General features: G+C 71.3%; 20 protein-coding genes, 2 tRNA genes and 1 pseudogene. 12 read left to right on the forward strand and 11 right to left on the reverse strand.

Features of this window, described 5'->3' with window-relative positions; all coding sequences use genetic code 11:
* Positions 1-8: 8 nt before the first annotated feature.
* The gene (yczR, locus tag F6J85_RS09695) at positions 9-1,427 is read right to left on the reverse strand and encodes a MocR-like transcription factor YczR (protein WP_150924812.1); all 1,419 of its coding nucleotides are present in this window, start codon (positions 1,425-1,427) and stop codon (positions 9-11) included.
* Between the two features lie 62 nt (positions 1,428-1,489).
* Here yczR and yczE point away from each other — a divergent pair, with 62 nt between their 5' ends.
* On the forward strand, positions 1,490-2,131 hold the full coding sequence (yczE, locus tag F6J85_RS09700) for a membrane protein YczE (RefSeq protein WP_238706909.1): 642 nt from the start codon (positions 1,490-1,492) through the stop codon (positions 2,129-2,131).
* Here the strand turns inward: yczE and F6J85_RS09705 are convergent.
* Entirely contained in the window at positions 2,091-2,300 is a 210-nt protein-coding gene (locus F6J85_RS09705) for a methyltransferase (protein ID WP_150921456.1), read from the reverse strand. The two genes, yczE and F6J85_RS09705, sit on opposite strands and share 41 nt — an antisense overlap.
* A 100-nt stretch (positions 2,301-2,400) precedes the next feature.
* On the opposite strand from F6J85_RS09705, the gene F6J85_RS09710 reads away from it, so the two are divergent.
* From F6J85_RS09710 to F6J85_RS09740, 7 genes are all read left to right on the forward strand, one after another.
* Positions 2,401-2,473 (forward strand) — tRNA-Arg (locus F6J85_RS09710).
* A gap of 44 nt (positions 2,474-2,517) precedes the next feature.
* Entirely contained in the window at positions 2,518-3,144 is a 627-nt protein-coding gene (gene orn / locus F6J85_RS09715) for an oligoribonuclease (RefSeq protein WP_150924813.1), read from the forward strand.
* A gap of 38 nt (positions 3,145-3,182) precedes the next feature.
* Positions 3,183-3,258, forward strand: a tRNA-His gene (locus F6J85_RS09720).
* Between the two features lie 137 nt (positions 3,259-3,395).
* Positions 3,396-3,779 (forward strand): metallopeptidase family protein, encoded by a 384-nt coding sequence (locus tag F6J85_RS09725; RefSeq protein ID WP_238706910.1) that lies wholly within the window; start codon positions 3,396-3,398, stop codon positions 3,777-3,779.
* On the forward strand, positions 3,776-4,066 hold the full coding sequence (clpS, locus tag F6J85_RS09730) for an ATP-dependent Clp protease adapter ClpS (protein WP_150924814.1): 291 nt from the start codon (positions 3,776-3,778) through the stop codon (positions 4,064-4,066). Before F6J85_RS09725 ends, clpS begins: the two co-directional genes overlap by 4 nt.
* Positions 4,063-4,557 carry a DUF2017 family protein gene (locus tag F6J85_RS09735; RefSeq protein ID WP_238706911.1) on the forward strand — a complete coding sequence of 165 codons (495 nt, stop codon included), beginning with the start codon at positions 4,063-4,065 and terminating at the stop codon, positions 4,555-4,557. Before clpS ends, F6J85_RS09735 begins: the two co-directional genes overlap by 4 nt.
* Before the next feature lie 48 nt (positions 4,558-4,605).
* Complete coding sequence (locus F6J85_RS09740) at positions 4,606-5,151, forward strand: YaeQ family protein (protein ID WP_150924816.1); 546 nt, start codon at positions 4,606-4,608, stop codon at positions 5,149-5,151.
* On the opposite strand, the gene F6J85_RS09745 is transcribed toward F6J85_RS09740, so the two are convergent.
* The 6 genes and pseudogenes from F6J85_RS09745 to gatC all read right to left on the reverse strand — a co-directional run bounded on the left by F6J85_RS09745 (position 5,152) and on the right by gatC (position 10,799).
* The gene (locus tag F6J85_RS09745) at positions 5,152-5,745 is read right to left on the reverse strand and encodes a nucleoside/nucleotide kinase family protein (protein ID WP_238706912.1); all 594 of its coding nucleotides are present in this window, start codon (positions 5,743-5,745) and stop codon (positions 5,152-5,154) included.
* Positions 5,720-6,040 carry a hypothetical protein gene (locus tag F6J85_RS09750; RefSeq protein WP_150924817.1) on the reverse strand — a complete coding sequence of 107 codons (321 nt, stop codon included), beginning with the start codon at positions 6,038-6,040 and terminating at the stop codon, positions 5,720-5,722. Before F6J85_RS09750 ends, F6J85_RS09745 begins: the two co-directional genes overlap by 26 nt.
* Before the next feature lie 38 nt (positions 6,041-6,078).
* A pseudogene (locus tag F6J85_RS09755) lies at positions 6,079-7,365 on the reverse strand (DNA polymerase IV); the annotation flags it as partial.
* A gap of 85 nt (positions 7,366-7,450) precedes the next feature.
* A complete protein-coding gene (gatB, locus tag F6J85_RS09760; protein ID WP_150924819.1) occupies positions 7,451-8,965 on the reverse strand; it encodes an Asp-tRNA(Asn)/Glu-tRNA(Gln) amidotransferase subunit GatB in 1,515 nt (504 codons plus the stop codon).
* Complete coding sequence (gatA, locus tag F6J85_RS09765) at positions 8,965-10,503, reverse strand: Asp-tRNA(Asn)/Glu-tRNA(Gln) amidotransferase subunit GatA (RefSeq protein ID WP_150924820.1); 1,539 nt, start codon at positions 10,501-10,503, stop codon at positions 8,965-8,967. Before gatA ends, gatB begins: the two co-directional genes overlap by 1 nt.
* A complete protein-coding gene (gene gatC, locus F6J85_RS09770; protein ID WP_150924821.1) occupies positions 10,500-10,799 on the reverse strand; it encodes an Asp-tRNA(Asn)/Glu-tRNA(Gln) amidotransferase subunit GatC in 300 nt (99 codons plus the stop codon). Before gatC ends, gatA begins: the two co-directional genes overlap by 4 nt.
* A gap of 89 nt (positions 10,800-10,888) precedes the next feature.
* Between gatC and F6J85_RS09775 the strand changes: the two genes are divergently transcribed.
* The 4 genes from F6J85_RS09775 to F6J85_RS09790 all read left to right on the forward strand — a co-directional run bounded on the left by F6J85_RS09775 (position 10,889) and on the right by F6J85_RS09790 (position 15,549).
* On the forward strand, positions 10,889-12,592 hold the full coding sequence (locus F6J85_RS09775; RefSeq protein ID WP_150924822.1) for a long-chain-fatty-acid--CoA ligase: 1,704 nt from the start codon (positions 10,889-10,891) through the stop codon (positions 12,590-12,592).
* A gap of 122 nt (positions 12,593-12,714) precedes the next feature.
* On the forward strand, positions 12,715-14,079 hold the full coding sequence (locus F6J85_RS09780; protein ID WP_150924823.1) for a dicarboxylate/amino acid:cation symporter: 1,365 nt from the start codon (positions 12,715-12,717) through the stop codon (positions 14,077-14,079).
* Positions 14,080-14,197: 118 nt separating this feature from the next.
* A complete protein-coding gene (locus F6J85_RS09785) occupies positions 14,198-15,145 on the forward strand; it encodes an aldo/keto reductase (protein ID WP_150924824.1) in 948 nt (315 codons plus the stop codon).
* Positions 15,142-15,549: a MerR family transcriptional regulator gene (locus F6J85_RS09790; RefSeq protein ID WP_150924825.1), complete on the forward strand. Its 408-nt coding sequence runs from the start codon at positions 15,142-15,144 to the stop codon at positions 15,547-15,549. The genes F6J85_RS09785 and F6J85_RS09790 overlap by 4 nt, the downstream gene beginning before the upstream one ends.
* 90 nt (positions 15,550-15,639) lie before the next feature.
* Here the strand turns inward: F6J85_RS09790 and F6J85_RS09795 are convergent, their stop codons facing one another.
* The 3 genes from F6J85_RS09795 to mnmA all read right to left on the reverse strand — a co-directional run bounded on the left by F6J85_RS09795 (position 15,640) and on the right by mnmA (position 19,919).
* Positions 15,640-16,395, reverse strand: a complete 756-nt coding sequence (locus F6J85_RS09795; protein ID WP_150924826.1) for an SDR family NAD(P)-dependent oxidoreductase — start codon at positions 16,393-16,395, stop codon at positions 15,640-15,642.
* Positions 16,392-18,719: an NAD-dependent DNA ligase LigA gene (ligA, locus tag F6J85_RS09800; RefSeq protein ID WP_150924827.1), complete on the reverse strand. Its 2,328-nt coding sequence runs from the start codon at positions 18,717-18,719 to the stop codon at positions 16,392-16,394. Before ligA ends, F6J85_RS09795 begins: the two co-directional genes overlap by 4 nt.
* A 102-nt stretch (positions 18,720-18,821) precedes the next feature.
* Positions 18,822-19,919, reverse strand: coding sequence for a tRNA 2-thiouridine(34) synthase MnmA (gene mnmA / locus F6J85_RS09805; protein WP_150924828.1), 1,098 nt, complete (start codon positions 19,917-19,919; stop codon positions 18,822-18,824).
* Between the last annotated feature and the right edge of the window lie 516 nt (positions 19,920-20,435).

The following is a 20,435-nucleotide window of genomic DNA, read 5'->3' on the forward strand; positions in this document are numbered from 1 at the left end:
GGGCTGAGTCACACGACGGCGTCGAAGCGTTCAGCCCGTCCCAGCGGAGCGCCGGCGACCACCTCGGGCCACGTGTCGGCGAGGATCCCGGCCGCGCGCGCGAGCTCGTCCGGCGGCGACGTGAAGGGGACGCGCAGGTGCCGGTCGTGACCTCCTTCGACGGCGAAGCGCGCACCGGCGGACAGGTACAGGCCGCGCGAGCGCGCGGCGATGACGAGCGGGGAACTCAGCGGAGCATCCAGCTCCACCCACAGCGAAACGCCGCCGTGCACCCGCGGAACCTGCCATTGCGGCAGCAGCGACGCGAGGGCTGCGCTCAGGGCATCGCGGCCTGTGCGCAGACGCTCGCCGCGTTGCACGATGATCTCGGGCATGCGGGGCAGCAGCGCCGCCGCGACGGCCTGCTCGAATTCGGGCGTGCCCAGGTCGTGCACGGGCCGCGCCGCCGCAAGCCGCCGGATGATGTCGGCCGGAGCCCGCACCCAGCCGACCCGCAAACCGCCCCACACCGTCTTGCCGAGGGAACCGATGCGAACAACGCGCGTGTCGCCGGCGAAGGGCTCCGGCCCGCCGTCATCGTCGATGACGAGGTCGGCGATCGTCTCGTCGATGACGACGAGCGTTCCGACCCGGTCGGCCGCCGCCGACAGCGACGCGACCTCCTCGCGCGTCATCGTCCGGCCCGTCGGGTTCTGGAACGAGGGCATGAGGTAGGCCAGGACCGGCAGCGTGCGCGCAAAGGCCTGCTCGGCGCGGTCCAGATCCCATCCGTCCGCCGTGCTCACCGGCACCGCCACCATCCGCGCTCCCGCCCGGCGGAAGGCGTCGGCGGCATGCGGGTAGGTCGGCGTCTCGATGAGGACCCGGTCGGCGCGGCCGAGGAGCACGGCGGCGATGAGATGGATCGCGCTCTGCGCGCCGGAGGTCACCAGCACCTCGTCGGCATCCGTGGGAATGCCGCGCTCGCAGTACCGCTGCGCGATCTGCTCCCGCAGTCCCGCGTGTCCGACCACGTCGTAGCCGGAGCGCGCGACCAGCGTCGCCGCTCCGGCGGCCACCTCGGTGATGACGCCGGCCAGGCCGGGCCACGCGGGCGGTGAGGCCTGCTGCAGGTCGATGGCGTCGGCGACACCCGGCCGGACGCCCGGGTCGGTGCGGACGAGTGGCAGGGTCACACTGCCCGACCCGCGCAGGCTCCGGATGTGTCCGGAGTCGCGGAGGCTCCGGTACGCCGCGGCCACGGTGGTGCGACTGACACGCAGGGCGGAGGCCAATTCACGCTCGGCCGGGAGCGCCGTGTGCGCCGCCAGGCGGTTGTCCAGGCACAGCAGCCGCACCGCGTCCGCCAGCGCCTCGTACGCCGGTTCGCTGCTGCGCCACCCACCCAGGCCCGCCGCCAGCGCACGTGCGGAGATGCGCGAATCCATGCATGCCACCGTAGCGGAATTGGACTCTGGGGTGCGGGCCAATCCGATGATGGGATGGGCGTGTGCCTCGCCGGATCCTTCAGCTGCTCGTCGGGCTCGCGCTGTACGGATTCGGGTGCGCCCTCACCGTCACCGCCGGGCTGGGCGTGGACCCCTGGACGGTCCTCGCGGAAGGTCTGTCCCTGCGGACAGGCATCGGCGTCGGCTGGATGACGAACCTGCTGGGCGCGGTCGTGTTGCTGGCGTGGATCCCGCTGCATCAGCATCCGGGCATCGGGACGCTCGCCAACATCGCGCTGGTGGGGACGGCGATGCAGGCCACTCTCGCCGTCGTGTCGACGCCATCGGCACCGCTCCCCCGCGTCGCCATGCTCGGCGCGGGTCTCGTGGCGGTGGCGGTGGCGTCGGGCCTCTACATCGGCGCGCGCTTCGGCCCGGGGCCGCGCGACGGGCTCATGACCGGCCTTCATGCGCGATTCGGAACACCGATCTGGCTCTGCCGGCTCGCGGTGGAGGGCTCGGTGCTCGTCCTCGGCTGGTGGCTCGGCGGCACGGTGGGAATCGGTACGGTCGTCTTCGCCGTGAGCATCGGACCGCTCGTGCACATGGCACTGCCGCTCTTCGACATCCCGCCGGAGAACCGCTCGCCGCAGCCGGGTGCGGTCAGTGCTCCCGGTACTCAGGCGGCTCGGCGCCCGGCTTGAGGTGCGACTGCAGCGCCCGCTTGGCGATGTCCATGGACGGATACGTGCCCAGCGCGGCATCCGCGCCCGCCATCTGAACGGTGTAGCCGTCGCCGTCCTTCTGGATCTTCCCCACCGCTCCGGCGGGTCCATATGCCACCCAGAGGCGTCGAGTGCTCGTCTGGCTCATCGTCGATCCGTCCCTTCCCTGGTGCGCGTCCGACGCTACGCCGCACGGCGGCGGGGCACCAGTGCACGCGGCCGCCGGCATCGGTAACCTGGGAGATCGACCCCCAGTAGCTCAGTGGATAGAGCAGCGGCCTTCTAATCCGCCGGTCACACGTTCGAATCGTGTCTGGGGGACGTGCGACACCGGGGGGCCCGCCGTCCTCATTAGGATGGACCACATGGTGGGAGCTTCCGAGAACGACCGCCTCGTGTGGATCGACTGCGAGATGACGGGACTCGACCTCACCGTCGATGAGCTCGTCGAGATCGCCGTCGTGGTGACCGATTTCGAACTGACCGTGATCGACCCGGGGTTCCAGATCGTCATCAAGCCCGACGAGTCGGCCCTGGCGAACATGAGCGAATTCGTCACGGAGATGCATCGCACCTCCGGGCTGCTGGAGGAGATCCCTTCCGGCGTCTCGCTGGCCGACGCCGAGTTCCAGGCACTGGAGTACATCCAGCGGTTCGTCCCCCTCGAGGGCAAGGCGCCGCTGGCGGGGAACACGATCGGCACCGACCGGATGTTCCTCGCGAAGTACATGCCGCGCGTGGACCGCTGGCTGCATTACCGCAATGTCGACGTGTCCAGCATCAAGGAGCTCTCGCGCCGCTGGTACCCGCGCGCGTACATCCACGCTCCGGCCAAGAACGGCGGCCACCGCGCCCTCGCCGACATCCACGAGTCCATCCGCGAACTGGCGTACTACCGCGGCGCCGTCTTCGTCCCCGAGCCCGGACCATCCAGCGATGACGCGCGCGCAGTGGCATCGGCGACGGTGTCCGCGTACCCCTTCTCGATGTGAGAGAATCGTCTGGTTGCCCCGCGAGAGCGGGGCGCATGGTGGGTATAGCTCAGTCGGTAGAGCACCTGGTTGTGGTCCAGGGGGTCGCGGGTTCAAGTCCCGTTACTCACCCCAATACGGTCGTGCGAGCGCGCATGCCGGAGGGTCGCCGTGCGCTCGCGGCGGTCGGCTAAGTTGGAACAGTCCGCGCCGGACCCTGTGACCATGCCCTCCTCCCTCACCCGCTCCCACCGCCCGGCCCCGTCACCGTCATGATCGATCTGAACGATGACGCCCCGGGGCCGCGCAGCATGGATGCCGCGACCTTCGAGCAGCTCGTGGTCGAGGAACTGGACCGCCTCCCCGACGACATGGTCGACGGGCTCGACAACGTCGTCTTCGTCGTGGAAGACCGCCCCGAGGACGGCTCCCTGGACCTCCTGGGCCTCTACGACGGCTGGTCGTTGACCGAACGCGACCGGTACGGCAGCTCCGGCGAACTGCCCGACCGCATCATCCTGTACCGCGAGTCGCATCTGGCCGCGTGCGAGACGCTCGAGGACCTGCGCGACGAGGTGCACACGACGCTCGTCCACGAGATCGCCCACTTCTACGGCATCGACGATGCGCGCCTGCACGAGCTGGGGTGGGCATGAGCGGCACCCTGATCGAAGAGGACGTGCGGCGCGACACCGCCGCCGTGTCCGATCGCCCCTGGCAGACGGTCGTCTGGAACGACCCGGTCAACCTCATGAGCTACGTCGTCCACGTGTTCCGGACGTACTTCGGTTACCCGCCGGCCGAGGCGACCCGGCTGATGCTCGCCGTGCACCACGACAGTCATGCCGTCGTGGCGGAGGGGCCGCGCGAGCAGATGGAGCTGCACACCGCAGCGATGCACGACTACGGGCTGTGGGCCACCGTCCGGAAGGCTCCCGAATGAGCGGGCGACTGCTCGTGCTCGAGCTCACGACCATCGAGGTCTCGCATCTGATCGCCATCACCGAGCAGTTCCTCGAACTGGTCGGCGATACCGGCTCGTCGCGCGATCCGGCGGTCGCGCGCCTCGTGCCCGACGCCTACCCCGACGATCCGGACGCGTCCGGCGATTTCCGCCGCCTCACCTCCGGTGACCTCCTCGACCGCCGCGCGGCTGACGCCCGCACACTGCTGGGCACCCTCGCCCAGCACGGTCCGGTCCCCGCCGTCGCCGACCTGGACGAGCGCACCGCGATGCGCCCGCTGACGGTGACCCTCGACACCGAGGAATCCGCCGCGTGGCTGCGCACCCTGGCCGCGCTGCGTCTGGTCCTGGCATCGCGCATGGGCATCGTCGACGAGGACGACGATCCGGTCGACGATCCGCGCGCCGTCCTGTACGACTGGCTCGGCCAGCGGCTGGACGCACTCGTCGCCGCCGTCGGCCCGGCCTGACCTACCACCGGCAGGCGAGACCGCCGCTGACGCGTAGGCTCGATGGTTATGGCCGCCGGCGCAACAGTCCACACGTTCGCAGTGCAACTGGCCGACGTGGATCGAGGCGTGTACGACGACTTCGCGCTGCGGGTGGCCCGTCACCCCTCCGAGACCGACGCGTTCATGATGACGCGCGTCCTGGCGTACTGCCTCGAGTACGAGGAGGGCATCGGCTTCAGCGAGGGCATCTCGGCCACGGATGAGCCCGCCGTACTCGTGCGCGACCGCACCGGCCGCGTCACGGCCTGGATCGAAGTGGGGGCACCGGATGCCGAGCGCCTGCACTACGGCAGTCGGCTCGCCGAGCGCACCCGCGTGTACACCCACCGCGACCCCGCGAAGCTCGTCGCCTCGTGGGCGGGGAAGCGCATCCACCAGGCCGAGACGATCGTCGTCCACAGCTTCGATCCGGGGGTCATCGACGCCGCCGCATCCCTGGTCGAACGGCGCAACACGATGACGCTCTCGATCACCGAACGCCGTCTCTACCTCGACCTCAACGGCACGAGCCTCGACTCGGCCGTGCACGACCTCGCGCTCGAGGCCGCCTGATCACAGCAGCGTGAAGCTCGCCGTGGCGTGGCGCTGCGGCTCGTCGGCCGCCAGATGCGCGTCTTCCTGCGCGGCCCAGCGCTGCCAGTGCGGGCGATAGCCGTCGCCGTCGCGTGCCAGCGCGCGCGCCCGGCGGGCCGGCTCGGGCGCGTCCAGCCACACCCGCAGGTCGCCGAGGAGCGCGGTGCGGGGTGTCAGAAGGCCCGAGCCTTCCACGATGAGCGGCAGAGACGGATCCACGGCGTGCGCTTCGGCGCGCTCGCCACGCGCCCAGTCCCATCGCTGCCACACCCCGACCACGCCGCGGGCGTGCGGCACCAGGACCGACGAGCGCGCGTACTCCACACCTTCCGCCAGACCGTCCCAGCCGGGGTAGAGGGAGTCCAGCGCGACCAGCTGAACGCGCCCCCGCTGGGGCCAGCGCGCGACCAGCAGCCGCGCGAAGGAGGTCTTCCCCGCACCGCTTCGGCCGTCGATGAGAACGACCGGGTTGGCCGCCGCGACGCCGCGGACGGCGTGGGCGACCGCATCCGCCGCCGTCTCCAGCGCGCGGGCGAACGGGTCGGGGCTACTTCTTGAGTGCCCGGATGACACGGCTGAGAGCGCGCCCGGCCACCCACACGAACGGGATCGCCACGGCCAGGAACGAGACGATGTTCGGCTCGAACCGCAGGTCGTCACCGCGGCGGATGTAGGCGCCCAGAGGAACCGTGTAGCCGCCACCTCCCCCGCCGCCGTTGCCGGACTCATCGGCGCCGCCGCCGAAACCGGTCCAGGTGAGGGCGACCGGCACGAGGCGGACGCCGTCGACGTCGAGCTGCTCTCCGTAGGCGGCGGTGACGCCGAACTGCGCGGCTTGTTCACCGAGTTCGAGTGCGATGTTGGGCATGCTTCCACCGTAGTGCCCGGCGGCGGCTGTTCCCAGCGTCACTCCCGGGAGGGCAGCGGATGCGACGGCAGCGACCCACCGTCGCGGCGCGGGCCGAGCAGTGCCGCGCGCGTGATGGCACCCCGTCCGAACCGCTCCGCGGCCCCGTCCAGCGCATCCTCCACGGCCCGCCACTCCTCGTCGTCGTCCCACAGTCCCAGCGGGCCGGCCGCAGACCGCAGTTTCTCCGCGCGCACGCCGATCAGTCGCACCGGGAGGGGCCGGGGGATGGCGTCGAACAGCTCGATCGCCGCCTCGCCGATGCGCTGGCCCACCGCCGTCGGTTCGGCGAGGGTGCGCGAACGGCTGAGCGTGGTGAAATCCGAGAACCGCACTTTGATCGCGACGGTGGCCGACTCCACCCCGTGCCGGCGCAGGCGCGTGCCCACCCGGTCGGCGAGGCGGCGCAGCTCCACATGCAGCACGCGGGTGTCGGCGATGTCGACGGCGAACGTCTCCTCGTGACCGATGCTCTTCTCGACGTGCTCCGTCTGCACCTCGCGGGCGTCCACCCCGTGCGACAGCTGCCACACCCGCTCCCCCATCGCCGGCCCGAGCGCGCGATCGAGGATCGGACGTGGCGAGGCGAGCACATCGGCGACGGTGCGGATGCCGCGGGATTCCAGCGCCTCGGCGGCCTTCGGGCCGACGCCCCACAGCGCGCGCACCGGACGGGCGGCGAGGAACGCGAGCGTGTCGGCTTCGGGGACGACCAGCAGGCCGTCCGGCTTGCTGATCGTGGACGCCATCTTGGCGACGTGCTTCGTCGCCGCCGCCCCGACACTGCACGTGAGCCCGGTCTCTTCGAGCACGCGGGCGCGCAGCATCCGTGCGATCTGGGCCGGACTCCCCCACAGCCGGCGCGCGCCGCGGACGTCCAGGAACGCCTCGTCGATCGAGAGCGGCTCCACCAGCGGGGTGAAGTCGCGGAAGATCTCCATGACCGCCCGGGAGAGCTCGGTGTAGCGGTCGAAGTGCGGCATGACGACAACGGCCGTCGGGCACAGGCGCAGCGCCTGCGACACCGGCATCGCCGAGCGCACGCCGAAGCGCCGCGCCTCGTACGAGGCGCTGGAGACGACGCCGCGACCTTCGGGCGACCCGACGATGATGGGTTTGCCGCGCAGCGAGGGATCGTCGAGCGTCTCGACCGAGGCGTAGAACGCGTCCATGTCGACGTGCAGGATGCCCGCGCCGGTGTCGTCGGCGCCGTCGGCGGAGACGATGCGTCCCGATCCGTCGCCGCGTCCCATACGTCCATTCTCCCCGCCGCCGCCGACATCCCGGCACCGCCCCGAATCAGGAGAATCGCCCGAGTCAGGACCGGATCGCTCCGGATGCTCCTGACTCGGGCGATTCTCCTGATGTGGGCTACTGCGCGGCGCGCTCCAGCACGAGCTCGCGCACGCGCGCGGCGTCGGCCTGACCCTTCATCGCCTTCATCACGGCGCCGATCACGGCCCCGGCCGCCTGCACCTTGCCGTCGCGGATCTTCGCCAGCACGTCCGGCTGCGACGCCAGGGCCTCGTCGATCGCGGCCAGCAGCGCGCCGTCGTCGGACACGACGGCCAGGCCGCGCGCATCCACGACCTCCTGCGGCGTGCCCTCCCCGGCGATGACGCCCTCCAGCACCTGGCGTGCGAGCTTGTCGGTGAGGGTGCCGGCGTCGATGAGGCGCTGCAGCGCGGCGACGTTCTCCGGCGAGACGAGGTCGGTCGCCTCACGGTTCTGGGCGTTGGCGATGCGGCTGATCTCGCTCATCCACCACTTGCGGGCCGCCGCGGGCGACGCGCCCGCGGCCACGGTGGCATCGACCTCGGCGAGCAGGCCCGCGTTGACGACGCCCTGGAAGTCGATGTCGGCGAAGCCCCACTCGCCCTGCAAGCGGCGGCGGCGGGCGGCCGGCGGCTCGGGCAGGGCCGCGCGGAGTTCTTCGATGAGCTCCTCGGAGGGAGCGACGGGAAGCAGGTCGGGCTCGGGGAAGTACCGGTAGTCATCGGCGTCCGACTTGGGCCGGCCCGGCGACGTGGTGCCGGTGTCCTCGTGCCAGTGACGGGTCTCCTGGATGATGGTGCCGCCGGCGGCGAGGATCGCCGCCTGGCGCTGGATTTCGTACCGCACCGCGCGCTCGACCGAGCGCATCGAGTTGACGTTCTTCGTCTCCGTGCGCGTGCCGAGCTTCTCCTGCCCGCGCGGGCGCAGGGAGACGTTGGCGTCGCAGCGCAGGTTGCCCCTCTCCAGCCGGGCCTCGGAGATGCCGAGGGACAGGACGATGTCGCGGATGGTCTGCACGTACGCCTTCGCCAGTTCCGGGGCCGAGTGCTCGGCGCCGAAGATCGGCTTGGTGACGATCTCCACGAGCGGCACACCCGCACGGTTGTAGTCCACGAGGGAGTACTCCGCGCCCTGGATCCGACCGGTCGAGCCGCCCACGTGGGTCAGCTTGCCCGCATCCTCCTCCATGTGCGCGCGCTCGATCGGCACGGTCACGAGGGTGCCGTCGGGCAGCTCCACTTCGACGGAGCCCTCGAAGGCGATGGGCTCGTCGTACTGCGAGATCTGGTAGTTCTTGCCGAGGTCGGGGTAGAAGTAGTTCTTCCGCGCGAACCGGCTCGAGGGAGCGATCGAGCACCCCAGGGCGAGCCCGAGGGAGATCGAGAAGCGCACGGCCTGCTCGTTGACGACCGGCAGGGCTCCGGGGAGCCCCATGTCCACCGGAGCGACGAGGGTGTTGGGAGCGGCGTCGTGGTTGTCGGAGTGGGCGGGGTTCGGCGCTCCGGAGAACATCTTCGTGCGCGTGTTCAGTTCGACGTGCACCTCGAAGCCGAGCACGGGCTCGAACAGCTCCAGCGCCTCATCGAAGCCCATCAGCGTGTCTTTCGCCATCAGCGGCTCCCTCCGTTCGGTCCCTGAGCTTGGGGAAGGGCGGGTGCGCGGTCCAGCAGCGGGCCGCCCCACTCCTCCACGAGCAGCGTCTCCAGGGCAGCGCCCACCCGGTACAGGCGGGCATCCTCCCGCGCCGGTGCGAGGAACTGGATGCCGACGGGCAGCCCGTCCTCCGCGGCCAGGCCGGAGGGGATCGATATCCCCGGCACGCCGGCGAGGTTCGCCGGGATCGTCGTGACGTCGTTGAGGTACATCTGCAGCGGGTCATCGATCTTCTCGCCGAAGCGGAAGGCCGTCGTCGGGGCCGAGGGCGTCGCGATGACGTCGACCTGCGCGAAGGCGGCGTCGAAGTCGCCCTGAATGAGGGTGCGCACCTTCTGGGCGCTGCCGTAGTAGGCGTCGTAGTATCCGGCCGACAGCGCGTAGGTGCCCAGGATGATCCGTCGCTTGACCTCGTCGCCGAAGCCCGCGTCACGGGTGGCGGCCATGACCTCCTCCACGGTGGCAGCGGCGTGCGGGGTGACCCGCATCCCGAACCGCACCGAGTCGAACTTGGCCAGGTTGCTGGAGGCCTCCGCCGGGAGGATCAGGTAGTACGCGGCGACGCCGTACTCGAAGTGCGGCGCGCTGACCTCGACGATCTCGGCGCCCTGGGCCGCCATCGCCGCGAGCGCATCGCGGAACGACGACGCGACGCCCGCCTGGAAGCCGCTGTCGGGGAGTTCGCGGATGACGCCGACCTTCAGTCCCTTCAGGACCTGCCCGGTCGCGCCGTCGCGCGCGGCGTCGGCGAACGACGGCCAGGAGTCGGTGAGCGAGGTGGCATCGTGCGGATCGTGTCCGGCGATGACGTCGTGCAGGAGCCCCGCATCCAGCACCGTGCGCGTGACCGGCCCGACCTGATCCAGGCTCGAGGCCAGCGCGATGGCGCCGTAGCGGCTGACGCCGCCGTAGGTGGGCTTCATCCCCACCGTGCCGGTGACGTGCGCAGGCTGACGGATCGAGCCGCCCGTGTCGGAGCCGAGGGCCAGCGGCGCCTCGAACGCGGCCACCGCCGCCGCCGATCCGCCGCCGGAGCCGCCGGGGATCCGCTCGCGGTCCCACGGGTTGCGCGTCGGGCCGTACGCGGAGTGCTCGGTGGAGGATCCCATCGCGAACTCGTCCATGTTCGTCTTCCCCAGCGGCACGAGGCCGGCCGCGCGGGAGCGCGCGACGACCGTCGCGTCGTAGGGCGAGAGGTACCCCTCGAGGATCTTCGAGCCGCTCGTGGAGGGCATGTCGGTCGTGACGAGCACGTCCTTGATCGCCAGCGGCACGCCGGCGATCGGGCCGAGCTCCTCGCCGGCCGCGCGACGGCGGTCGATGTCGGCGGCGACGTCGAGGGCGCGGGCGTTGACGTGCAGGAAGGCGTGCAGGTCGCCGTCGACGGCGGCGATCCGGTCGAGGTGGGCCTGCGTGGCCTCCACGCTGGACACCTCCCCGGCCGACAGGCGCGCGGCGAGATCGGACGCGCTCAGGCGCGTGAGGTCGTCGGTCACTGCTCCTCCCCCAGGATCGCGGTCACGCGGAAGCGGTTCTCCGCCGCATCCGGGGCGTTCTGCAGCACCTGGTCGAGGCTCAGCACGTCGCTGGGCACGTCGGTGCGGAACACGTTCTGCAGTGGGATCGGATGACTCGTCGCGACGACGTCCGGCGTGGCGACCTCCGAGACCTTCGCGATGTTGTCGACGATCACGTCGAGCTGACCGGTGAGGCGCTCGACCTCCTCGTCGCTGAGCTGGATCCGGGCGAGCACACCGAGATGGCGCACGAGATCGGGGGTGATTTCAGACACCCCCCCAGTCTAGGTTCTGCCGCGCGACCCCCCGATGCATGCGGGCGCGTGGGCGATCGGGGCCATGGCGCACGAAATAGGGTGGCGGGATGACCACGTACGACCCGCCACGACCCTGGGTGAACAGCTACGCCGACGGCGTGCCCGCCGATCTCGACCCGGTGAGCGGGTCGCTCGTCGACATCGTCGCCGCTTCGGCGCGGGATTACCCGGATGCTCCGGCCCTGGAGTTCTTCGGTCGCACGACGTCCTACCGCGAACTCGAGCAGCAGATCTCCCGCGCCGCCGAGGGCCTGCGGGCCAGGGGCGTGCGAGCGGGCGACCCCGTCGCCATCGTCCTGCCGAACTGCCCGCAGCACATCATCGCCTTCTACGCGGTGCTGCGCCTGGGCGCCGTGGTCGTCGAGCACAACCCGCTCTACACGCCCCGCGAGCTGCGCAAGCAGTTCGAAGACCACGGCGCCGCGCACGCCATCGTGTGGAGCAAGGTCGTCGGCGCGGTGCAGGCCTTCCCCGACGACGTCCGCGTGGACACGCTCGTGGTCGTCGACCTCACCCGCGCGATGCCGCTGCGCACGCGCGCCGCGCTGCGGCTCCCGATCGCGCGGGCGCGCGAGTCGCGGGCCGCTCTGCATGAGAAGGTCACCGGCACGGCGACGTGGGAAGACCTGCTGCGCGCCGAGCCGCTGCCCACGACCTATCCCCGGCCGGGCACCGACGATCTCGCCATCATCCAGTACACCTCCGGCACGACCGGCACGCCCAAGGGCGCCGCGCTCACGCACCGGAATCTGCTGGCCAACGCCGCGCAGGCGCGCGCCTGGGTTCCCGCCATCCGCCGGGGCGACGGATGCGTCGTGTACGCGGTGCTGCCGATGTTCCACGCCTACGGCCTCACCCTGTGCCTCACCTTCGCCATGTCGATGGGTGCGCGGCTCGTGCTGTTCCCCAAGTTCGACCCCGACCTGGTCCTCGCGGTGACCAAGAAACGGCCGGCGACGTTCCTGCCGCTCGTTCCCCCGATCGCGGAGCGGCTGCTGGCCGCGTCGCGGGAGAAGGGCATCTCGCTGGCGGGCACGGGGATCGCGATCTCGGGCGCGATGGCCCTGCCGCACGACCTCGTGGTGCCCTTCGAGGAGGCCACCGGCGGCTACCTCGTCGAGGGCTACGGCCTCAGCGAGTGCTCGCCCGTGCTGATGGCCAACCCCGTCGCCGACAACCGCGTGCCCGGCACCGTCGGCCTGCCCCTCCCGGGCACCGAATGCCGCGTCGTCGACCCCGACGACCCCCGCACCGACGTCCCGGCCGGCGAACGCGGCGAGCTCGTGGTGCGCGGACCGCAGGTCTTCGGCGGCTACTACGGCAAGCCCGAAGACACCGAAGCCGTCTTCGTCGACGGATGGTTCCGCACCGGCGACATCGTCACGATCGACGAGGCCGGCTTCGTGCGCATCGTCGACCGGATCAAGGAGCTCATCATCACCGGCGGCTTCAACGTCGCCCCCACCGAGGTGGAGAACGTGATCCGCCAGCATCCGCAGGTCGCCGACGTCGCCGTGGTGGGTCTTCCGAGCGACCGCTCGGGCGAAGAGGTCGTCGCCGCCGTCGTCCTGGACGACACCGACGACGACGTAGACGTGGAGGCGATCCGCACGTTCGCGCGCAGCATCCTCACCCCCTACAAGGTGCCGCGGCGCATCTTCGTGGTCGACGAGCTGCCGCGCTCGCTCATCGGGAAGGTGCAGCGCCGTCAGGTCCGCGAGCGCCTGCTCGCGCTGACGTCGGGAACCTGACACCCGCGATGAGTGCCCGCCCCGGTGGGGGCAGCTGCCGAAACAGCACGGTAACGCGGGGGAACCGGCGCCGAAATCCGTCCTCGCCACACTGAGGTCCTCGACAGAAAGCGACGGACCCCATGGCCACGACCGTTCCCCCGACCCTCACGAGCGCGCCCCCCGCCCCGACCAGGGCGCGACGCTACGGGAGAGCGTTTCGCCACCCGGCCGCCCTCATCGGCATCGCCGCGATCGCGGGCATCGCCTTCGGCCTGCTGGTGGGCGACTGGGCGGCCAACGTCAAGTTCATCGGCGATCTGTTCATCCGCCTCATCCAGATGTCCATCGTGCCGCTGGTGATGGTCTCCGTCATCGTCGCGACCGGATCGCTCAGCGGCACCGGGATGGGCAAGCTGGCCGGACGCACGTTCTCGTGGATGATCGGGTTCTCGGCCGTCGCCGCCCTCGTCGCCTGGGGACTCGGCACCCTCATCCAGCCCGGCGCGGGAATGGTCTTCGACGGCGAGCTGGATCCCGCCCTGGCGGAGTCGGCCTCGCAGGCGACGGGATGGCAGGACACGATCCTCGGTTTCGTCTCGACGAACATCTTCTCGGCCATGTCGACGGCGACGATGGTGCCGATCATCCTGTTCTCGCTGCTGTTCGGCCTCGCCTTGAACAGCTACATCGCCAAGACCGGCAGCCGCCTGGTGCTGGACTTCCTCGACCAGGTGCAGCAGATCGTCCTGACGATGATCCGCTTCGTGATGTACATCGCCCCCATCGGGGTCTTCTGCCTGCTCGCGGCGCTGGCCGGCGACGTCGGCTTCGCCGTCATCACCTCCGCGGTGGCCTACCTCGGCACGACCCTCCTCGGTGTCGTGATCATCACGGCGCTGTTCGTCGTGGTCGTGACCGTCCGCACGCGTCTGAGCCCGTGGCGCCTTCCCGCCAAGCTCGCCGAGCAGACGGTGGTGGCCATCACCACGACGAGCTCGGCGGTGACCTTCCCCACCGTCCTGCGCAACGCCGTCGAGAAGGTGGGCATCAGCCGGCGGGTGGCGAACTTCACCCTGTCGGTCGGGCTCACGATGGGCTCGTACGGTGCGGTCCTGAACTACATGATCGTGGTGATGTTCCTCGCCCAGGCCGGCCGGGTGGAGCTGACGGCGGGTCAGGTGGTGCTCGGGATGGCGCTGGCGATCCTGCTCAACATGGGCACGATCACGGTTCCGGGCGGGTTCCCCGTGGTCGCGATGTTCCTCGCCACCTCCATCGGGCTCCCCATCGAAGCGGTCGGACTCCTCATCGCCGTGGACTGGTTCACCGGGATCTTCCGGACGTTCCTCAACGTCAACGGCGACACGATGGTGGCGATGCTCGTGGCGCAGTCGACGGACGAGATCGACCGCGACGTGTACAACGGCACGGCCGCAGCCGCCCCCGTGCACGTCGACGTGGCCGAGCACCAGGATCGCTTCGCCCGCGCCGACGCCGCCGACTGACCCTGCCCGCGCTCACCGGCCGGCCCGCATCCACCGAGGGGCCGGCCGGTCCGTGCGCCGGTCGACGCGGGCCGCGTGTGCTTGACATGGTGTGCGCTCCAGATGGTTTCATGCCCCCATGACGACAGATACCGACGGCATCGCCCTGGGCACGATGTATTTCGGAACCCGGCTGGATCAGGCCACGTCCTTCGCGATCCTCGATCGCTTCGTGGAACGAGGTGGGCGCTGGCTGGACACCGCCGACAACTATGCGTTCTGGACCGACGGGTCGGGCCTGGGCGGTGCCAGCGAGACGGTGATCGGAGCGTGGCTCCAGAGCAATCCGGGCGTGCGCGAGGAGGTTCTCCTCTCGACCAAGGTCGGCGCGGATCCGACCGTCGCCGGAGTGTGGCCCGAATCCATGGAAGGGCTGCGGCCGGACACCATCCGTGACGCCCTCGCCCGCTCCCTCGCCCGGCTGGGCACCGATCACGTCGACCTGTACTGGGCGCACGTGGAAGACCGCTCGGTCGACCTCGACGCCCAGGTGGAGGCGTTCGGCGCACTCGCCGCAGACGGCCGCGTGCGCCGGCTGGGAGCATCCAACCACGCGACCTGGCGCGTCGAGCGAGCCCGGAGCCTCGCCCGGTCCCGCGGAGTGGAGCCCTTCACGGCCGTGCAGCTGCGGCACACGTACCTCCAGCCGATTCCCTTCGCCCCGCTCCCGGACCAGGGCCACGTCGTGGCGACCCCCGAGGCGCTGGACTACACCGGGTCGGAGGGACTGGCGGTGTGGGCCTACAGCACCCTGCTCACCGGTGCGTACACGCGGGAGGAACGTCTGCAGGAGCCGTACCGTCACGCGGACACCCGGCGTCGCCTGGCTGCGCTGGACCGCGTCGCCGCACAGCTCGGCGCCACGAGGAACCAGGTCGTGCTGGCGTGGCTTCTCGGCTCCACCCCGCAGGTCACCCCCATCGTGGGGGTGTCGGGCATCAGTCAGCTCGACGAGACGATGGACGCGCTCGAGCTCCACCTGGGTGCCGACGCGCGAGCCGTCCTGGACGAGGAGGTGGCCCGATGAGCGCGACGTTCACGATCGGCGAGGCGAGTGCGTCGAGCGGACTCTCACCCGACGCACTCCGCTACTACGAGGAGGAGGGGATCATCGGCCCGCTGGGTCGGGACGCCTCGAACCGTCGGCGGTTCAGCGAGAGCGACCTCGCGTGGATCGGGGTCGTCACGTGCATGCGGGAGGCGGGCCTGGGGATCTCCGAGCTGCGGGTGTTCGCCGCACTGCTGCGCGGTGGCGACACGTCAGAGGACCCCGTGACCTTCCTCCGGGGGCGCCGGGCAGCGCTCACTGCGCGCGCCGACCTGCTCGCGAAGGCGATCGGCGTCCTCGACGACAAGATCGCGTACTTCAGCCGGATGTCCGCGCCGGCCGCGGAGGATGCTGCGGCGGCGCGCGTGCACGTCTCCGGTTAGCACCAGCCGCCGCCGCGCCACGGGTCGCCGTCCAACTCCCCCGCCACACGCCGGGTCAACGCGAACGAACGCCGGGGCGCCGGGTCGCTCTCAGCGATCGCGCTCCTCGGGGTCGAGACCGTGCGCGGCGCGGCCACCATCGACCGGGATCACCGCGCCGGAGAGGAACGATGCCCCATCCGAGAGCAGGAACCGGATGACGGCGGCCACCTCCTCCGCCTCGCCCATGCGTCCCAGCGGCTGCAGCCGGGCGATCGCGGCACCGAAGGCGGCACGTTCGGGCTCGGGCAGCTCCTCGAGGTGTCGATCGGATCGCACCGTGCGGATGGATCCGAGGGCCACCGCGTTCACGCGGATGCCGTCGGGGCCGCAGTCCACCGCCAGGGCGCGCGTGAGTCCTTCCACGGCGGCCTTGGCCGTGGCGTACGGGAGGCTTCCGCGCACGGGTCGTGCCCCCTGATGCGAGCTGACGTTGACGATCGCGCCGCCTCGCCCGATGCGGCGGAACTCCCGCACGGCAGCGGCGCATCCGACCACGGCGGGGCGCAGGTTCGCGTCGATCACGGCCATCGTGGCGTCGGCGCCCGCCTCGTCCAGCCACACGTCGGAGAACACCGCCGACACGTTCACCCAGCCACCGAGGCCGCCGAGCACTCCCGCCGCCCGTACCGCCTCGTCGGCGACCTCGGGGTCTCCCCCGTCGCCGCGGACGATGGCGATCCCGTCGGCGGATGCGACGGGCGCGACGTCGACGGAGACCACGGGGATGCCCTCCTCGCGCAGCGCGGAGACGAGCGCCGCGCCGATGCCGCCGGCGGCACCGGTCACGACGACGGCCCGGGTCATCCCGCGTCCGGCGCGATCGCGTCGAGCGCGGCAGGACCCTCCGTCACGAGCACGTGGAACTGCGCGGCGTCGATGATGCGCACGCCCAGTTCTTCGGCCTTGCCGAGCTTGGATCCGGCGCCCGGTCCGGCGGCGACGAAGTCGGTCTTCTTCGACACGCTCGATGCCGCCTTGCCGCCGGCGCGGAGGATCGCCTCCTGGGCACCCTCGCGCGTATACCCCTCGAGCGAGCCAGTGGCGACCACTGTGACCCCGTCGAGGACCCCGCCGCCCCCGGCCGCGGCCCCGGGCCCGGGGTGGCCGGGCGTTGTCAGTTGCGCGCCGGCCGCAGTCCAGCGCTCGACGATCTCCCGGTGCCAGTCCACCGCGAACCAGTCGGTCACCGCATCCGCGATGATGCCGCCCACGCCCTCCACGGCGGCGAGCTCGTCCCGCGAGGCTGCGCGGATGGCATCGACCGACCCGAACCACTGGGCGAGGGCGCGCGCAGCGACGGGGCCGACGTGACGGATGTTCAGCGCCACGAGAAAGCGCCACAGCTCCTTGGTCTTGGCCTTCTCCAGCTCCTCCAGCAGTGTCACCGCCTGCGCCGACGGCTGCGGGCCGGTCGCGCCGGCCTTCTTCTCCGCGGCACTGGGATTGCGTCGGAAGGGCGCCCGCCGCACGGGATCGCCGGTCTTCTCATCGACACGCGGCTCGCCGGTCTCGGTGTCGCGGACGATCACCTCGATCGGCACGAGCTGCTCGAGCGTGAGGTCGAACAGTCCGGCCTCGGTCTCCAGCGGAGGCTGCTCGGGCACGCTCGGCTGGGTCAGGGCGGCCGCTGTCACCTCACCGAGCGCCTCGATGTCGAGCGCGCCGCGCGAGCCGATGTGCTCCACCCGCCCGCGCACCTGAGCGGGGCATGCCCGCGTGTTGGGGCAACGCAGGTCGATGTCTCCCGCTTTCGCCGGGCTCAGCGGGAATCCGCATTCCGGGCACTCGGTGGGCATGACGAAGGCGCGTTCGCTGCCGTCCCGCAGCTCCACGACCGGGCCGAGCACCTCTGGGATGACATCACCGGCCTTCCGAAGCACCACGGTGTCGCCGATGAGCACTCCCTTGGCCTTGACGACCTCCTGGTTGTGCAGCGTGGCCTGGCGCACGACGCTGCCGGCGACCCGGGCGGGGGCCATCACGGCGAACGGCGTCGCCCGGCCGGTGCGGCCGACCGAGACGACGATGTCCAGGAGCTTCGTGTTGACCTGCTCGGGCGGGTACTTGTACGCGATCGCCCAGCGCGGCGCGCGACTGGTGGCGCCCAGCTCGTCGTGCAGCGCCAGCTCGTCGACCTTCACCACGACGCCGTCGATCTCATGCTCGACGGTGTGGCGGTGCTCGCCGTATTCGGTCACGAACTCCAGCACGCCGTCGATGTCGTCGGATGTGCGGAAGTAGGGGCTCGTGGGCAGTCCCCACTCCGCCAGCAGACCGTACACCTCGCTCTGCGATGACACCGGGGGCGCCGGCCACGCGCCGATCCCGTGCACGAAAAGGCGCAGTGACTGCAGGCGGGCCCGCCCGGCCTCCAGTTCCAGTCCGCTCTTCTTCTCCAGCTGCTGCCGCAGTCCGCCGCTGGCGGCGTTGCGCGGGTTCGCGAAGGCGGGGAACCTCCGGGCGGCGCTGCGGGTCGCCTTCTCCTCGTCGCCGCCGCGGGCGAGGGACTCCGCGACGACGCGTTCGCGCAGGCGCGCCTGGAGTGCGTTGAGCTCATCGAAGGCCGCCACCGGGATGAACACCTCGCCGCGCACCTCCACGAGGGGCGGATGGCCCGTACCGGACAGGCGCTGCGGGATGCCAGCCACCTGCAGCGCGTTCCCCGTGACGTCCTCGCCCACCCGCCCGTCGCCCCGGGTGGCGGCCGAGGAGAGGACGCCGTTCTCGTAGCGCAGGCTGATCGCGAGGCCGTCGATCTTGAGTTCGGTGAGCCAGCGGATCGGCCGGCCGGCGGAGGCGGCGGTCTTGACGCACCAATCACGCAGTTCGTCGGAGCTGAACACGTTGTCCAGGCTCAGCATCCGCTCGGCATGCTCGACCGGCGCGAACATCGTGCTCTCGGCAGCGCCCACCGACTGCGTCGGGCTGTCCTGCCCCTGGAGTTCGGGGTGGAGCCGCTCGATCTGCTCGAGCCGACGCATCCACTCGTCGTAGGTGGCGTCGTCGACGAGCTCGGCGTCACGTCCGTAATAGGCCTCGCGGGCGTCGAGGATGCGCGTGGTGAGGTCTGCCGCCTCGGTGCGCGCCTCGTCGAGGGTCAGGTCGGGGAGTTGGTCACCGTTCGCCACCCGGCCAGTCTAGAGAGGGGCACCGACGCCGCCCCGCCCTTGCGCAGGTCCCAGACCGCCACCCGGCGCAGGCATGCGGCGAGCGCGCGCGGCACTGCGGCTTCAGGCGGGGACGGGAACCGCCGACACCGTCCGGTCGATCGTGAACTGACCGATCACCCGGGTGCCGTCGTACAGCACGGCGGTCTGACCAGGCGCCACGCCGTCGAACGGGGCGTCAGGGACGACGGAGAGGGTGCCGTCCGCCCACATCGCGCGTGCGGGCACAGGGTCGGCGTGAGCTCGGATCTGCACGTGACACGCGAACTCCCCCGGCTCGGGCGCGCGGCCCGCCCACGTGTACCGCGAGCCCGAGATCTCCGACGTCGCGAGGGCCTCCTTCGGCCCGACCACCACGGTGTTGCTCACCGGACGCACTTCGAGGACGAAGCGCGGCTTGCCGTCGGGCGCCGGAGTGCCCAGCTGCAGGCCGCGGCGCTGCCCGACGGTGTAGGCGTGCGCACCCTCGTGGGAGCCGACGACCGCACCGGCACGGTCGACGATGGGGCCCTGCTCGGCGCCGACCTTGTCGGCGAGCCATCCGCGGGTGTCACCGTCGGGGATGAAGCAGATGTCATGGCTGTCGGGCTTGTGCGCGACGGTGAGGCCGCGCGCCTCCGCCTCGGCCCGCACGAGCGCCTTGGACGGCGTGTCGCCCAGCGGGAAGTACGTGTGCGCGAGCTGGTCGGCCGTCAGGACACCCAGGACGTACGACTGGTCCTTCGCGGCATCCGACGCCCGGTGCAGCTCACGTCCATCGGGCCCGTCGATCAGCGTCGCGTAGTGCCCCGTGCACACGGCGTCGAAGCCGAGTTCGAGCGCGCGCTCGAGCAGGGCGGCGAACTTGATCTTCTCGTTGCACCGCATGCAGGGGTTCGGCGTGCGGCCCGCGCGGTACTCGGAGATGAAGTCGTCGATGACGTCGTCGCGGAAGCGCTCGGAGAAATCCCATACGTAGAACGGGATGCCGAGGCGGTCGGCGGCGCGACGGGCATCCATCGCGTCTTCGATGGTGCAGCATCCGCGGCTCCCGGCGCGGAGGGTTCCGCCGGCTCGGGAGAGCGCCAGATGCACGCCGACCACATCGTGCCCCGCTTCCACGGCGCGGGCAGCCGCGACCGCGGAGTCCACTCCCCCGCTCATCGCCGCCAGAATCCGCATTCCTCCAGTCTACGAGCGCGCCCCGAGCGCGGGCTGGGCGGACGGCGGGTTCTCCGCGCCCCTGCGCAGAATTCAGGAGATCCGGGCGTTTCGCCGCCCCGGAGCCGACACCCACCGGCGTGTCTCCTGAGTTTTGCGCAACGGCAGGGCGGCGCCCAGGCGTCCACGGAGGCCCGAACGCCGGGCGGCAGGACGGCATGACGGACGCGGCGTCGACCCACCACTCCCCGTCACCGCCACCGCCACCCCGGGGTCGGCCCGGCCATCCGCCGGCGGCACTGCGCAAAACTCAGGAGATCCGGGCCCCTGGCCGCCCCGGAGCCGACACCCACCGGCGTGTCTCCTGAGTTTTGCGCAACGGCAGGGCGGCGCCCAGGCATCCACGGAGGCCCGAACGCCGGGCGGCAGGACCGCATGACGGACGCGACGTCCACCCGCCACTCCCCGTCACCGCCACCGACAGCCCGGGGCAGGCCCGCGACAGCCCGGGCCATCTGCCGGCGGCACTGCGCAAAA

This window comes from Microbacterium lushaniae (assembly GCF_008727775.1).
In the GTDB taxonomy this organism is placed as follows: domain Bacteria; phylum Actinomycetota; class Actinomycetes; order Actinomycetales; family Microbacteriaceae; genus Microbacterium; species Microbacterium lushaniae.

Bases quoted from the DNA above. Each gene is read 5' to 3' on its own strand.
- F6J85_RS09705 (WP_150921456.1), bottom strand. From the start codon at position 2,300: ATGAGCCAGACGAGCACTCGACGCCTCTGGGTGGCATATGGACCCGCC.
- mnmA (WP_150924828.1), bottom strand. From the start codon at position 19,919: ATGCGGATTCTGGCGGCGATGAGCGGGGGAGTGGACTCCGCGGTCGCG.
- F6J85_RS09725 (WP_238706910.1), top strand. From the start codon at position 3,396: ATGATCGATCTGAACGATGACGCCCCGGGGCCGCGCAGCATGGATGCC.
- clpS (WP_150924814.1), top strand. From the start codon at position 3,776: ATGAGCGGCACCCTGATCGAAGAGGACGTGCGGCGCGACACCGCCGCC.
- F6J85_RS09790 (WP_150924825.1), top strand. From the start codon at position 15,142: ATGAGCGCGACGTTCACGATCGGCGAGGCGAGTGCGTCGAGCGGACTC.
- F6J85_RS09750 (WP_150924817.1), bottom strand. From the start codon at position 6,040: ATGCCCAACATCGCACTCGAACTCGGTGAACAAGCCGCGCAGTTCGGC.
- F6J85_RS09740 (WP_150924816.1), top strand. From the start codon at position 4,606: ATGGCCGCCGGCGCAACAGTCCACACGTTCGCAGTGCAACTGGCCGAC.
- yczR (WP_150924812.1), bottom strand. From the start codon at position 1,427: ATGGATTCGCGCATCTCCGCACGTGCGCTGGCGGCGGGCCTGGGTGGG.
- F6J85_RS09735 (WP_238706911.1), top strand. From the start codon at position 4,063: ATGAGCGGGCGACTGCTCGTGCTCGAGCTCACGACCATCGAGGTCTCG.
- gatB (WP_150924819.1), bottom strand. From the start codon at position 8,965: ATGGCGAAAGACACGCTGATGGGCTTCGATGAGGCGCTGGAGCTGTTC.
- F6J85_RS09775 (WP_150924822.1), top strand. From the start codon at position 10,889: ATGACCACGTACGACCCGCCACGACCCTGGGTGAACAGCTACGCCGAC.
- F6J85_RS09780 (WP_150924823.1), top strand. From the start codon at position 12,715: ATGGCCACGACCGTTCCCCCGACCCTCACGAGCGCGCCCCCCGCCCCG.
- orn (WP_150924813.1), top strand. From the start codon at position 2,518: ATGGTGGGAGCTTCCGAGAACGACCGCCTCGTGTGGATCGACTGCGAG.
- F6J85_RS09785 (WP_150924824.1), top strand. From the start codon at position 14,198: ATGACGACAGATACCGACGGCATCGCCCTGGGCACGATGTATTTCGGA.
- F6J85_RS09795 (WP_150924826.1), bottom strand. From the start codon at position 16,395: ATGACCCGGGCCGTCGTCGTGACCGGTGCCGCCGGCGGCATCGGCGCG.